9 protein-coding genes are annotated in these 14,195 nt (G+C 68.5%); 2 read left to right on the forward strand and 7 right to left on the reverse strand.

The window, feature by feature from the left end; all coding sequences use genetic code 11:
- Window positions 1-89: 89 nt before the first annotated feature.
- Window positions 90-4,385 carry a discoidin domain-containing protein gene (locus OHS16_RS05230; RefSeq protein ID WP_328535982.1) on the forward strand — a complete coding sequence of 1,432 codons (4,296 nt, stop codon included), beginning with the start codon at window positions 90-92 and terminating at the stop codon, window positions 4,383-4,385.
- A 109-nt stretch (window positions 4,386-4,494) separates the two neighbouring features.
- Here OHS16_RS05230 and OHS16_RS05235 read toward each other — a convergent pair whose 3' ends face one another.
- The 7 genes from OHS16_RS05235 to OHS16_RS05265 all read right to left on the reverse strand — a co-directional run bounded on the left by OHS16_RS05235 (window position 4,495) and on the right by OHS16_RS05265 (window position 12,011).
- Entirely contained in the window at window positions 4,495-5,529 is a 1,035-nt protein-coding gene (locus OHS16_RS05235) for an aldo/keto reductase (protein ID WP_328535983.1), read from the reverse strand.
- 70 nt (window positions 5,530-5,599) lie between these two features.
- On the reverse strand, window positions 5,600-7,006 hold the full coding sequence (locus OHS16_RS05240; RefSeq protein WP_328535984.1) for an LLM class flavin-dependent oxidoreductase: 1,407 nt from the start codon (window positions 7,004-7,006) through the stop codon (window positions 5,600-5,602).
- Complete coding sequence (locus OHS16_RS05245) at window positions 6,990-7,802, reverse strand: ABC transporter ATP-binding protein (protein WP_328535985.1); 813 nt, start codon at window positions 7,800-7,802, stop codon at window positions 6,990-6,992. The genes OHS16_RS05240 and OHS16_RS05245 overlap by 17 nt, the downstream gene beginning before the upstream one ends.
- Window positions 7,778-8,677 (reverse strand): ABC transporter permease, encoded by a 900-nt coding sequence (locus OHS16_RS05250; protein WP_328535986.1) that lies wholly within the window; start codon window positions 8,675-8,677, stop codon window positions 7,778-7,780. The genes OHS16_RS05245 and OHS16_RS05250 overlap by 25 nt, the downstream gene beginning before the upstream one ends.
- A 3-nt stretch (window positions 8,678-8,680) precedes the next feature.
- Window positions 8,681-9,730 carry an ABC transporter substrate-binding protein gene (locus OHS16_RS05255; protein WP_328535987.1) on the reverse strand — a complete coding sequence of 350 codons (1,050 nt, stop codon included), beginning with the start codon at window positions 9,728-9,730 and terminating at the stop codon, window positions 8,681-8,683.
- Between the two features lie 70 nt (window positions 9,731-9,800).
- A complete protein-coding gene (locus OHS16_RS05260; RefSeq protein ID WP_328535988.1) occupies window positions 9,801-10,304 on the reverse strand; it encodes a flavin reductase family protein in 504 nt (167 codons plus the stop codon).
- A gap of 450 nt (window positions 10,305-10,754) precedes the next feature.
- Window positions 10,755-12,011 (reverse strand): ROK family protein, encoded by a 1,257-nt coding sequence (locus tag OHS16_RS05265; RefSeq protein ID WP_443042744.1) that lies wholly within the window; start codon window positions 12,009-12,011, stop codon window positions 10,755-10,757.
- A 420-nt stretch (window positions 12,012-12,431) separates the two neighbouring features.
- Here OHS16_RS05265 and OHS16_RS05270 point away from each other — a divergent pair, with 420 nt between their 5' ends.
- Window positions 12,432-14,150 (forward strand): FUSC family protein, encoded by a 1,719-nt coding sequence (locus tag OHS16_RS05270; protein WP_328535990.1) that lies wholly within the window; start codon window positions 12,432-12,434, stop codon window positions 14,148-14,150.
- The last annotated feature ends 45 nt before the right edge of the window (window positions 14,151-14,195 follow it).

The following is a 14,195-nucleotide window of genomic DNA, read 5'->3' on the forward strand; positions in this document are numbered from 1 at the left end:
TGTCACACCTGTAGACCTGCCTACAACTCTCTGCAATTCTCCAACAATTGAACGCAAGAATGAGAACTTCGAGAGTGTGGGGATACCTTATGAGAAGACACCGGGGTAGATGGCGGGCGTTGACAGCCGCCTTCGCGACCACCCTGTTGCTGCTGGGTCTGCCCGTGCTGTCCGCATCGGCGGCCGGCGGGCCCGACATCGCGGCGGGCAAGCCCGCCCGAGCGAGCAGCTCCAGTTCGGAGTACGGCGTCGGGAACATAACCGACAGCAACCCGTCCACCTACTGGGAGAGTTCGAGCGGCACCTTCCCGCAGTGGGCCGAGGCCGACCTCGGCTCCACAGCCCGGGTCGACCAGGTGGTGCTGAAGCTTCCGGCCGGCTGGGAGACCCGCAGTCAGACCCTCTCGGTGCAGGGCAGCGCGGACGGCACCGGCTACAGCACCCTGGCCGGCTCCGCCTCGTACACCTTCAGTCCCGGCAACGGCAACACGGTGACGATCGACTTCCCCGCCACCCAGAGCAGATATGTCCGGATCAACATCACCGCCAACACCGGCTGGCCCAAGGCCCAGCTCTCCGAGCTCCAGGTGCACGCGGCGGGCGCCTCGGCGGGCTCGGGCAATCTGGCGCTCGGCAGGACGCTGACGGCGAGCAGCTCCACCGACGTCTACACCGCCGACCATGCGAACGACGGCAACCAGGCCACCTACTGGGAGAGCAAGAACAACGCCCTTCCGCAGTGGATCCAGGCCGACCTCGGCTCATCCGTGCGGGTGAACCAGGTCGTGCTGCGGCTGCCGGACGGCTGGGGGGCCCGTGCCCAGACGCTCAAGATCCAGGGCAGCACCAACAACACCGACTTCACCGACCTCAGCGCCTCCAAGGACTACACCTTCAACAGCGCTGACAACCAGACGGCGACGATCTCCTTCGACGCCACCACGACCCGGTATGTACGGGTGCTGATCACCGCCAACACCGTGCAGCAGGCCGGGCAGTTGTCCGAGCTCGAGGTGTACGGCCCGACGTCCGGCGATGTCACACCGCCCTCCACCCCCCAGGACCTCGCCTACACCGAGCCGGCTACCGGTCAGATCAAGCTCACATGGAAGGCGTCGACGGACGCCGTGGGTGTCACGGGTTACGACGTCTACGCCAACGGCGAGCTGCGCTCCACTGTCGCGGGCGATGTGACCACCTACACGGACAGCCAGCCGGGCAGCAGCACCGTCGCGTACTACGTGCGCGCCCATGACGCCGCCGGCAACCAGTCGGGGAACAGCAACACCGTGACCCGCAAGGGCGCCACGGGTGACACCCAGGCGCCCACGGCCCCGGCCAACCTTGCCTTCACCCAGCCTTCGGGCGGTGACATCAAACTGACCTGGGGCGCGTCCACGGACGATGTGAAGGTCACCGGCTACGACATCTACGCCAACGGCAGCCTGCTCACGTCCGTTGCCGGTGACATCACCACGTACACCGACAACCGGCCCGCCGACACCACGGTCTCCTACTACGTACGGGCCAAGGACGCGGCAGGGAACGTGTCAGGCAACAGCAACACCGTCACCCGCCCCGGAACCACGGGCCCCGGGTCCAACCTGGCCCAGTCGAAGCCCATCAGCGCCTCGTCGACCGTGTTCACCTTCGCCGCCGAGAACGCCAACGACGGGCTGACCAGCACCTACTGGGAAGGCACGGGCGGCAGTTACCCGAACACACTGACCGTGAAGCTCGGTGCCAACGCCGATGTCGGCTCGGTCGTACTGAAACTCAGCCCGGACAGCTCCTGGGCCACCCGCACCCAGAACATCCAGGTGCTGGGCCGTGAGCAGAGTGCCACGTCGTTCACCGGCCTGGCGGCCGGCAAGGACTACACGTTCAACCCTGCGTCTCAGAACACCGTCACCATCCCGGTGAGCGGACGCGTCGCCGATGTCCAGCTGAAGATCACCTCCAACACCGGTTCCGCGGCCGGACAGATCGCCGAGTTCCAGGTGATCGGCGTACCGGCTCCCAACCCGGACCTCCAGATCACCAAGATCACCTCCACCCCGTCCGCACCGGTCGAATCGGACAATGTGAGCCTCACGGCCACCGTCTCCAACAGCGGGACCCAGGCGTCCGCGGCCACAGACCTGGCGTTCGGCCTCGGGACCGCCAAGGCGGGCGCCGCTTCGGTCCCCGCCCTGGCGGCCGGCGAGTCGAAGACAGTCACCGCATCCATCGGCGCGCACGACGCGGGCAGCTATCCCCTGAGCGCCGAGGTCGACCCGGCGAACAAGGTCATCGAGCAGAACGAGGCGAACAACACCTACAGCAGTTCCACCCCGCTCGTCATCAAGCCGGTCGCCAGCTCCGACCTGGTGGCGTCTCCTGTCAGCTGGTCGCCGAGTTCGGCGTCCGCGGGTGACACGGTGAAGTTCTCGGTGGCCATCAAGAACCAGGGCACCGTGGACTCGGCAAGCGGCGCCCACGGCGTCACACTCACCCTGACCGACGCGAAGGGCGCGACGGTCAAGACGCTCTCCGGCTCCTACAGCGGCACGATCAAGGCAGGCGGCACCACGCCCCCGGTCGATCTGGGCAGCTGGACCGCCGTGAACGGCAACTACAAGATCAAGAGTGTGATCGCGGACGACGCCAACGAAGTCCCGGTCAAGCGCGAGAACAACACCACCGAGCAGTCGCTGTTCATCGGCCGCGGCGCCGACATGCCGTACGACACCTACGAAGCGGAGGACGGCGTCCTCGCCGGCGGTGCCAAGGTCGTCGGACCGAACCGCACCGTCGGGGACCTGGCCGGCGAGGCCTCGGGCCGCAAGGCGGTGACTCTCGACAACACCGGTGAGTCGGTCGAGTTCACCACGAAGGCCAGCACCGACACGCTGGTCACCAGGTTCTCCATCCCCGATGCCGCCGGTGGCGGAGGCATCAGCTCCACGCTGGACGTCTACGTCGACGGCACCTTCCTCAAGGCGATCGACCTCACATCGAAGTACGCATGGCTGTACGGTGCGGAGACCGGCCCCGGCAACGACCCGGGCTCCGGTGCGCCGCGCCACATCTACGACGAGGCGAACCTCTTGCTGGGCAGGACCGTCCCGGCGGGCAGCAGGATCAAGCTGCAGAAGGACGCGGCCAACACCTCGAAGTACGCGATCGACTTCGTCGACACCGAGCAGGCAACGGCGGTCGCCAACCCCGACCCGGCCACCTACACGGTGCCGGCCGGCTTCTCCCAGCAGGATGTGCAGAACGCGCTCGACAAGGTCCGGATGGACACCACGGGCAAGCTGGTCGGCGTCTACCTGCCGGCCGGCGACTACGAGACATCAGCCAAGTTCCAGGTCTACGGCAAGGCCGTCAAGGTGGTCGGCGCGGGTCCCTGGTTCACCAGGTTCCACGCCCCGTCGTCCCAGGACAACACGGACGCCGGCTTCCGGGCCGAAGCCACCGCCAACGGCTCCTCGTTCGCGAACTTCGCCTTCTTCGGCAACTACACCTCTCGGATCGACGGCCCCGGCAAGGTGTTCGACTTCTCAGGTGTCTCCAACATCACCATCGACAACATCTGGAACGAACACACGGTGTGCCTCTACTGGGGTGCCAACACCGACAGCATCACCATCAAGAACTCCCGCATCCGTGACACCTACGCCGACGGCGTCAACATGACCAACGGCAGCACGGACAACCACGTCACCAACAACGAGTCGCGTGCCACCGGCGACGACAGCTTCGCGCTGTTCTCTGCGATCGACGCCGGCGGCGCGGACGAGAAGAACAACGTCTTCGAGAATCTGACCTCGCTCCTGACCTGGCGAGCGGCGGGAGTCGCCGTCTACGGCGGCTATGACAACACCTTCCGCAACATCCGTATCGCGGACACCCTGGTCTACTCCGGAATCACGGTCAGCTCGCTGGACTTCGGCTACGCCATGAACGGCTTCGGCACCGATCCGACCACACTGGAGAACATCACGATCGAACGGGCGGGCGGGCACTTCTGGAACGGACAGACCTTCCCGGGGATCTGGCTGTTCTCGGCGTCCAAGGTGTTCCAGGGCATCCGGATCAATGACGTGGACATCGTCGATCCGACCTACAGCGGGATCATGTTCCAGACCAACTACGTAGGAGGGCAACCACAGTTCCCGATCAAGGACACCGTACTGACGGACGTCACGATCACCGGCGCCAAGAAGAGCGGAGACGCCTACGACGCCAAGTCGGGCTTCGGTGTCTGGGCGAACGAAATGCCGGAGTCCGGGCAGGGCCCCGCGGTCGGTGAGGTCACCTTCCACAACCTGAAGATGAGCGGAAACGCTACGGACATCAAGAACACGACGTCCACCTTCACGATCAACAACCTGCCGTAGCGGTAACGGCGGGCCGACGGCCGCGGTGGTATCCGGACGACTTGGTCCGGATACCACCGCGGCATCGTGTGTGACCGGCCGCGGCCAGGGCAGCGGCAGCGGCCGGTGCTCAGCGAGTACGGCGGCGCAGCCGTGCGTCGTTGAGCACATCCGGTGTGTAACCCGCGTCCCTGGCCGACAGATTGGTGCCGGGCGCCACGATCTCGTCGATGCGGTCGAGCACGTCCCGGCTCAGTGTGATCTTGTCCGCGCCGAGCTGGGTCTCCAGTTGACCGTGGGTGCGCGGGCCGATGATGGCGGACGTGATCGCGGGGTGTTCCAGGACGAACGCCAGAGCCAGCTGCACCAGGGTCAGGCCGGCCTCGTCCGCGAGCCCGGCGAGGGCCTCTGCCGCATCCAGCTTCGCGGCGTTCTCGGCGGAGGCGATGTCGAAGCGGGCAGCCTGCCGGTCGGTACGGCTGGAGGCCGGCTGCTCGGCGCCCCTGCGATAGCGGCCTGACAGCCAGCCGCCCGCCAGCGGGCTCCAGGACAGCACCGCGAGCCCGTAGCGCTGGGCGACCGGGAGTACTTCGCGCTCGATGCCGCGGGCCAGCAGCGAGTACGGGGGCTGCTCGGCCACCACCCGTTCCCGGCCCCGGCGCTCGGCTGTCCACTGGCCCTCGACGATCGCGGAGGGTTCGAAGGTGGAGGTGCCGATGTAGCGAATCTTGCCCTGGTGGACCAGGTCGGACAGCGCGCCGAGCGTCTCGTCGAAGTCGGTGCCGGGTGACGGTCTGTGCACCTGGTAGAGATCGATCCATTCGGTGCCCAGCCGGCGCAGGCTGTTCTCCACCTCACGGATGATCCAGCGACGTGAGTTCCCCTGCTGGTTGACGTCGTCGCCGAGACTGCCGTGGAACTTGGTGGCCAGCACCACGTTGTCGCGTCTGCCGCCGGCCAGGGCCTTGCCGACGATGCTCTCCGACTCCCCCGCCGAATAGACATCGGCCGTGTCGATGAAATTGATCCCCGAGTCCAGGGCGTGATGGATGATCCGGATGCTGTCCTCGTGATCCGGGTTCCCCCTGGGGCCGAACATCATGGTCCCCAGGCAGAGCGGGCTGACCTTGACACCCGTGCGTCCGAAGTTGCGGTACTCCGTCATCGTGCCCTTCCCTCGGCGAGCTGGTCGGTTTCCGGCGGCCCCGGCGGGCCGGAGTGCCCGGTGAGGCGGATCATCCCGCCTCCGCGAGACCGATACCGAAGTGGCCCTCACTGCGGTCCACGGTGTCGAACAACCGGTTGGCGGGGCGTGGCAGACCGTAGTGCCCGCGCAGGGTGCTGCCGGTGTACTCGGTGCGGAACAGACCGCGCTCCTGAAGGATCGGGACCACCTGGTCCACGAAGACCTCCAGCCCGGACGGGAGCACCGCGGGCATGATGTTGAAGCCGTCGGCTGCGCCGCTGTCGTACCAGTGCTCGATGGTGTCGGCCACCTGGACCGCGGTGCCCGCGAAGGTGCGGTGGCCACGGCCGCCGCCGAGCCGGCCGATGAGCCGGCGTACGGTGAGACGCTCACGCCTGGCCAGTTCGACGATCAGGGTGTAGCGGCTCTTGGCCCCCTCGATCTCGTCCTCGTCGGGGAGCCCGTCCGGCAGCTCCTCGTCGAGCGCCAGGGCGTCCGGATCGAGCCGCAGGGTCTTGGCGAGCTGGCGCTTGGCGTATTCGGGGACGATCAACCGGTCGAGTTCGTCGTCGAGTTCCTGTGCCTCCTTCTCGGTGGCCCCGATGACCGGGACGATGCCAGGGAGGATCTTGATGCCTTCCGGGTTCCGGCCGATCGTCTCGGCGCGCTGTTTGACGTCCTTGTAGAAGGCGACGCCCTCCTCCAGAGTCTGCTGGGCGGTGAACACCGCCTCCGCGTAACGGGCGGCGAAGTCCTTGCCGTCCTCACTCGATCCCGCCTGGACCAGCAGCGGATAGCCCTGCGGGGGGCGTCCCACATTGAGCGGGCCGTCCACCCGGAAGAACTCGCCGTTGTGGTCGATGCGCCGCACCCTGCTCGCCAGTGCGTGCACTCCGTTCTCCTTGTCGGCGACGACCGCGTCGTCCGCCCAGCTGTCCCACAGTTTGGTGGCCACCTCGACGAACTCGGCGGCCCGCCGGTAGCGGTCGTGGTGCAGCGGTGTGTCGTCCAGGCCGAAGTTGCGGGCGGCGTCGGCGCCTGCGGTGGTGACGATGTTCCATCCGGCCCGGCCGCCCGACACATGGTCTACCGAGGCGAACCGCCTGGCGAGGTTGTAGGGCTCGTTGTAACTGGTCGAGGCGGTGGCGATGAGACCGATGTGCTCGGTCGCGCCGGCCAGCGCCGTGAGCAGGGCGGTGGGTTCCAGCTTGGCGGCCGGGCGCCGGCCGGGGTCTCCCATCAGAACCGGGCTGTCCGCGAAGAACACGGAATCGAGCTTGCCGCGTTCGGCGATCCGGGCCAGGTTCTTGTAGTGCTCGATGTCGGCATTGGCCCGTGCCGGACTCTCGGGAAGCCGCCAGGATGCCTCGTGGTGGCCGGTGGACATCAGGAAGGCATTGAGGTGCAGTGGCTTGCGGCCGGGTTCGGCCGGCCGGTTCTCAGACGTGTGCGTCATGACGGTGCTTCTCCTCAGGGTCGGTCAGGGGCTGTGCCACGCCGAGGGCGCCGAGCAGCGTGTCGCGGTATTCCTGGAAACGGGGATCGCGCCGGGTCCTGGGCGCCGGGAGGTCGATGGTGAGATCCACCGAGATGCGGCCCTCCTCCAGCACCAGAACGCGGTCGGCGAGCTCGACCGCCTCGTCGACGTCGTGCGTGACCAGCAGCACCGCCGGGCGGTGGCGTTCGTACAGTTCCCGCAGCAGACCGTGCATCCTGATCCGGGTGAGCGCGTCCAGCGCTCCGAACGGCTCGTCGGCCAGCAGGAGTTCGGGGTCACGGACGAGTGCCCGGGCCAGTGCGGCTCGCTGCTGTTCGCCACCGGACAGTTCGTGCGGCCAGGCGCGGTCCCTGCCTTCGAGACCCACCTCGGCAAGGGCGGCGAGCCCGCGCTCCTGCGCGCCGGCCCCCCGGACGCCCAGCACCACATTGTCGAGCAGGCGCAGCCAGGGCAGCAGCCGCGAGTCCTGGAAGGACAGGGACACCCGCTCGGTCACCTCGAGCAGCCCCGAGCCCTGGACCTCGTGGTCGAGCCCGGCCACGGCCCGCAGCAGGGTCGACTTGCCTGAACCGCTGCGCCCGAGGAGGGCGGTGAACTCACCTGCGGCCAGGGTGAGATCGAGCTCCCGCAGCACGGTCCTGTCGCCGAAACCACGGACCAGCCGGTCCGTCCGGACGGCAGGGCCCCGCCGCACCGGCTCGGGCCCATGGGCGGGTGCGGGTGTACGGGTCAGCCCGCCAGTGTACGTCGCCATGACAGGACCCTCCTCTCGACGGCACGCACCAGCGCGTCCGATGCGAATCCGAAAATCCCGTAGACCAGCAGACCGACCAGGATGATGTCGGTCTGCGCGTACTGCTGGGCCTGGAACATCATGTAGCCGATACCGGCGGTGGCATTGACCTGTTCGACGACGATCAGCCCCAGCCAGGATGCGGTGACCGCGAGCCGCAGGCCGACGAAGAAGCCGGGCAGCGCGCCGGGCACGACGACCTTGCGGACGAACTGCGCCCGGCTCAGCCCGAGTGCCTCGGCGAGTTCGACGTAGCGGTTGTCGATGCTCGTGAGGGACGCGTAGGTGTTGATGTACACCTGGACCATCACTCCGAGCGCGATGGTGATGACCTTCATGCTTTCGCCGATGCCCAGCCAGAGGATCAGCAGGGGCAGCAGCGCGAGAGCCGGGATCGCCCGCTTGATCTGCATGGTGCCGTCGATGGTGGCCTCGCCGGCCCGGCTGAGACCCGCCGCGATCGCCAGTACCGTGCCGACCAGGACACCGAGACCGAGACCGAGACCGGCCCGTTGCAGGGAGACCAGGAGATTGTCCTGGAGTCTGCCGTCGGATATCAGGTCACCCGCGGTGCTCACGACCGTCCAGGGCGCGGACAGGATCCGGGTGTCGATCCAGCCGAGGCCCGCGCCGGCCGCCCAGACACCGATCAGCAGCGCCGGACCGGTGAGCCTGCCGTAGCGGAACAGCTTGCCGGGGCTCAGCCTCCGGCGCTGCGGACCCCGCACCTTCGAGCCCCGGCCGCTGTCCTCGCGTGCGTGTGCGGTGTTGTACGGACCCCGGACCGGCAGGCCGGTGGGAGAGGCGCCGCGCACCCGTGTTGTGACGTCAGTCATGGCTCACTTCCGGTACTTGGCGGGAACGGACCGAGCGGCGATGGTCTCGAAGCGGCGGTCGAAGAGACTGTCCACCCCGGCCTTGGGGATGAAGCCGTTCTCCGCGAGCAGATCGGCGGTCTCCTGCTCCCAGGCGATCGCCTTGTCCCAGCTCTCCGGGAAGACGGGCACCGAGGATGACCGGGCGATGCGGCGGCCGTCCTCAGCGGTGACGCCCTGGTCCTTGACGTAATAGACCTGGTTCCAGCGCTCCTTGTGCTCCCAGGCCCAGACGGAGCCCTGCGCCCAGAAGGGAATGAAGCTTCTGACCGCGGCGAGCCTGTCCTCGTCCTCCAGCACCGATGCCGGCGCCCACAGTACGGAGAGCAGGTCCACCACGTCGGTCGGGATCCGCCGTGCGCCGTCCTTGCCGAACTGCCCGACATACTTGGTCAGTACGGGCTCGGCAAGCGGCGCGACATCGACCTGCTTGGTCTGCAGCGCGGTGAGGAACTGATTGCTCGTCAGGGGCACCAGCGTGACGTCCCCCTTGCTCAGCCCCGCCTCCTTGACCGCGCGCAGCACCACCGCTCCCTGGGCCTGGCCCTGGGAGAAACCGATCTTCTTGCCGCGGAAGTCCTTGGCGGAACGGATGCTCGTGCCGGGCGCGGTGGCGAATTCGTAGAGTGGCTTCTCGTGCAGCTGCACGGCGACGATCTTCGTGTCGAATCCGATCGCCTGGGCCTGGATGGGCGGGAGCCCCGCATTGTTGGCCAGCTGGATCGACTTGGCGCGGAAGCCCTGGATGACATCGGGCCCGGCGGTGAAATTGGGCCAGTGCGTGACCTTGAAAGGAAGCTCATCGAGCTTGCCCGAGGCCTTCAGCTGGAGCTGGGTCGAGCGTATGGAGATGCTCAGCTCGGTGCCGGGCGGCGGCGCACCGGACGGCAGTTTTCTGGTGGATGCGGAACCGACCGATGTGCTGGTTCCCTTGGCGCAGCCGGCCAGCGCGAGAACGGCGCCGCCGCTCAGGGCGAAAAACGAACGGCGGGCAAGTGGTCCTGAGGAACTCATGGATTTCCGTGTATTTCTGCTCGGTTGGGCGTGAATGGAATTTCCGTGTGCCGGCCGGCGGGCCGACGCGTCAGACGGAGTGGTAGTCGCCGTCGTGGAACAGGAGCGGGCCTCGGGTGTCGTCGAGCCAGGAGTCCTCGACCCGGGCGACCACGATGCGGTGGTCACCGGCGGGAACGATCTGCTCGACGGCGACCTTGATCCAGCCGGCCACGCCTTCCAGCACAGGCTCACCGTCGGGCAGCCTGTGCCATTCCGTCGGAGCGGCGAACCTGTCGATGCCACTGGTCGCGAACCTCCGCGCCAGGAGCTCCTGTTGGGCTCCGAGGAAGTTGATGACGACCGTGGCGGCGCGTTCGATGTGCGGCCAGGACGAGGCCGTCTCCGCTATGCCGAACGACACGAGCGGCGGATCGAGTGACAGCGAGGTGAGTGAGGTGGCGGTGAATCCGACGGGGCCGCCGCCGGAGTCCGCGGTCACGGCGACCACTCCGGCGGGATACCTGCGGAACACTTGCCTGAACCGCTGCGGAGCGATGCCGGTTGCGGAGTACGCAGGCGCGGTGAAAGTCATGACTTCCCCTAGGGATAACGAAAGAGGCAGGGCGGGATCGCAGCACGAAGAGAACACATATGCATGCGTGAAGGGCGCCGACGAACGTCAGCCGTGGAAATGCTTGTCGGTTATCGAGAAACCGGACAGAAGCAACAACAGAAACGCCGGGTGGAATCCATCACCGGCAGGGCCGTGCGGCAGCACTGTGCCACGCGGGGCACTGGCTGGAAAATCCGCTGACGGCTGGTCATGAATCCATTATCCCGTTCGAGTTCCGGATCGGTCAACAATGCAACGTCCTGAATTAAGTCAGCACCTCACCCAAGGGCTGTCCCGTAATCCGTGGTGGATCAGCGCACGTCATCGGATGAGGCGCACCCGCAAGGCGGAGGGCCGCCCGCATGCTGGATGCATGAGGCATCCCGACGACGCGGCGAGGTGCAGCTGTCATCGTGCGCCCGCCGGTGACTACGGGACAGCTCTCGGAGCGGGCCAGGATCCGAGCGGGTCCGCGTACAGGGCACCGAGGGCGACCGCCCCGCCCGCGGTGGCCAGTACGGATCCGGTGAAACTGCCCGGCACCACGGCCCGTTGCGGATCGTCGCAGACCAGCGAGTGCCGGGCGACCTCCGCCCGCAGGACGGCCAGACACTCCGGAATCCGGGCGACGCCCGGCTCGACCACCACCAGGACATCGGGGTCGAAGATGTCCAGCAGCAGGGCAGCACCCCTGCCCACGAGCGCGGCGCGGTGCGCGAAGATGCCCGCCGCACGGGGTTCGCCGGCCAGCGCCAGATCCAGCAGATGTCCGAAGGTCGGTACCAACAGGCCCTGTTCGGCAGCCCTGCGCACCATGGCCGGCTCCGACACCTCGGCGTGCAGGCAGCCGGGCCTGCCGCAGACACAGGGTTCCTGGGCACCGGCCCCGCGCCCTGGCCAGACGGGCAGATGCCCCACACTGCCCGCTCCCGCGCGGGGCCCCCGGTGAACGGTCCCCCCGGTCGCGAACGCCGCGTCGACGACCGTGCCGATGAACAGCAGTACGGCACTGGACCGGGTCGTCACATCGCCGAACATCTGCTCGGCCCTGGCCAGTGCCCGGGAGTGGTTGTCCACATGAACCGGCAGGCCGGTGGCCCGGGCGAGATGCTCGCGCACCGCCACGTCCCGCCAGCCGAGCTGCGGGTGTTCCACTATCGTTCCGGCCGCCGGATCCACCCGGTGTCCGGTGGCGACACCCAGTGCGAGGACGGTCCGCCCTGCGGCATGTGCGCCGATCAGCCGAGGCAGGCGTTCGGCGAGATCTCCGAGCACCTCCGGCGCGCCGGTCTCCCGGTGCGGCTGCCGGTCCTCGGCGACGATCCGGCCGCGCAGATCCATCAGGGACAGAGTCGAGTGGGCCACCGCGATATGCGCACCCGCCACCAGATAGCGAGCGGTGTCGATCTCCAGTGGGACATGCGGGCGGCCGAGCCCCCGGGGCCCGACCACTTCCTCGCTCTCCCGGATCAGACCGCGGCCGAGGAGCTGCCCGCAGTGACCGGTCACCGACGCCGGGGACAGCCCGGTGAGCCGGGCGACCGTCGAGCGCGCGACCGGGCCGTGATCAAGGATCGCCCCGAGCACCGATCCGGTGCCCGAGGCCCGGCGGGGCCGGCCGCCGGACGTGATCTCCGAACGGCGTACGGGGGTGGGGCGGCTGGCGGGCGCAGGCAGACTGTCCACGGATGACATCCCGGTCCTCGGCATGACGGCACTCCATTACGGCTCAGGGCAGGAGCCCTGCGGCAGAGACCGTGCCGGCGCGTCCATCAGCAGGACGCGGCGTGGGCCCGGTTCTTCCGTTTCTCCATGGAAATGGCGCCCGGGGGATCCGGCGGGGAGGGGATCGGCGGGTGATACCGGGTCAGGCGTACACCCCGGTGGCCGGCCCGCGCGGGCGCTGTGACTTCAGGCCCGGTGACACGCCGCGGAGCACACGCGCTTCAGGTCGACATGACCTCGCGTCGTCAGGTGTGCGGAACGCTGCATGGCGCGCAACGTATCCGGCCGTGCGGAACGGGGTCAAACCACCGACCACATCATGGACACCCGCAGCGATCGGGGCATATACTTCACAAGTAAAACACCTGCTAAGCTTTTCCTGTGTCCAGACATGCCCGACCCACCCGACAGAACAGCCCGGCGCACACCCCGCGGGTCCGCCCGCTGCCGGTCAGGACCACCGTCCAGTTGCGCCGCCCCGTCGACATCTGGCACAAGCCCGCGCTGAGTGCGGCGGTGGCACTCGCGGTGCCGGACATGGCCCTCCTCGCCCTGGGCCGGATGGATCTCGTCCTCTACACATCGGCGGGTGCGATGTGCGCCCTCTACGGACACGGCCTGCCCTACGCCGCACGGGCCCGCACCCTGGCCCGGGTGGTCGCCGGCATGGTCGCGAGCCTCGGGATCGCCCTGCTGGCCGCGTCGTCGGTCTCCTCACCGGGGCTGCTTGTCCTGCTCGCCTCGCTGCTCGCCGCGGTCCACAAAATGGCCTGCGACGCCACCCGCATCGGCCCACCGGGAAACCTGATCGTCACCTTCATCGCGGCCTCCGCGTTCTTCGCACCGCAACACGCCTCTGAGGTCCCCGCCCATCTCGCCCTCGCCGTGGCCGGCGGTGCCGTCGCCTGGCTGGTCGGAATGGCGCCCTCGCTGATCAGGCCGCACGGGCCCGAGACGATCGCGGTCGCGCGGGCCCTGGAGGCCGCGGCAGCGCTCCTGCGGGCTGAAGGCACCGGCGCGCTGACCGGTCGGCAGTCCACCGCCGCCGCGGTCGGTGCCGCCTGGCAGACCCTCTTCCTGGTCCCCGCAACCGACGGGGGGCGCAACGAGGTCCGGGCGCGGCTCGAACGCCTCCTGGTCCATGCGGAATCGGCCCTCGCGGCGCCGACGCCGGACCCGGCCGCCGACCCGGTGCGCGCGGCCCGCCGCTGCGCGGATCTGGCCCATGCGCTCCGACACGCCCGCAGTTCGGTGCCTGCCATCGGACCCAGCCCCGCCGAGGACCGCGAACCCGCCGGCCGGCCGCGGATCCCGGCCCCCGGCCGAGACTCCGGTGTGCGATCCGTACTGGCCCGGCTCGGGCCGGGTTCACCTCTGCTGCCGATCGGCGCGCGGGTGGCTGCCGGGTGCTGCCTCGCGGGCTGGGCGTCACTGGCGGCCGGCGTCGGACACCCGTACTGGGCGGTGGTCACCGCGGCCTCGGTCTTCCAGGCCAACACCACCCTGTCCTGGCAGCGGGCGGTGCAGCGCTTCCTGGGCAATGTGCTGGGGCTCGCCCTCTTCTTCGCCCTGCTGCCGCTGATCCACACCGGACAGCCGGCGATGGTCCTGCTGGCGCTGGCCTTCCAGATCGGCGCCGAGGCGCTCATCACGCGCAACTACTGGCTGGGTTCGGTGTGTGTCACCCCGATGGCGCTGCTGCTCACGGAGTTCGGCAACACGGCGCCGGCCCGCACCCTGATCTCGGACCGCGCGCTGGACACGCTGACCGGTGCGGTCATCGGCCTCGGGTGCTGCCTGCTCATCACCAACCGCCGCGCCACCGACCGTATCGAGGAGGCCCTCGAACACGTCACAGCGGCAGAGGCCGCCGCACGGCAGCTGCTCGAACCGCGGACAGTCCCGGATCACAGAACCGGCTGGGCCCGCGACCGGCTCGCCCACTCCCTGGTCGAACTGCGCGAAGCCGTCGATATCGCATCAGGCGAATGGTGGCAGCGCGCACTTCCGGCCGAACGCGTCGCGGTGGCCGAGCAGCAGGGTCACCGCACCCTCTCCCTGCTGGTACGCCACACCGCGGCCGCCACGCTCGCCGCGTGAGCCGCGGCCCCCGGCAGGGTGGAGAATCGACCGTGACCAAGACCG

Origin of the sequence: Streptomyces sp. NBC_00344, from assembly GCF_036088315.1 — a bacterium.
GTDB lineage: Bacteria > Actinomycetota > Actinomycetes > Streptomycetales > Streptomycetaceae > Streptomyces.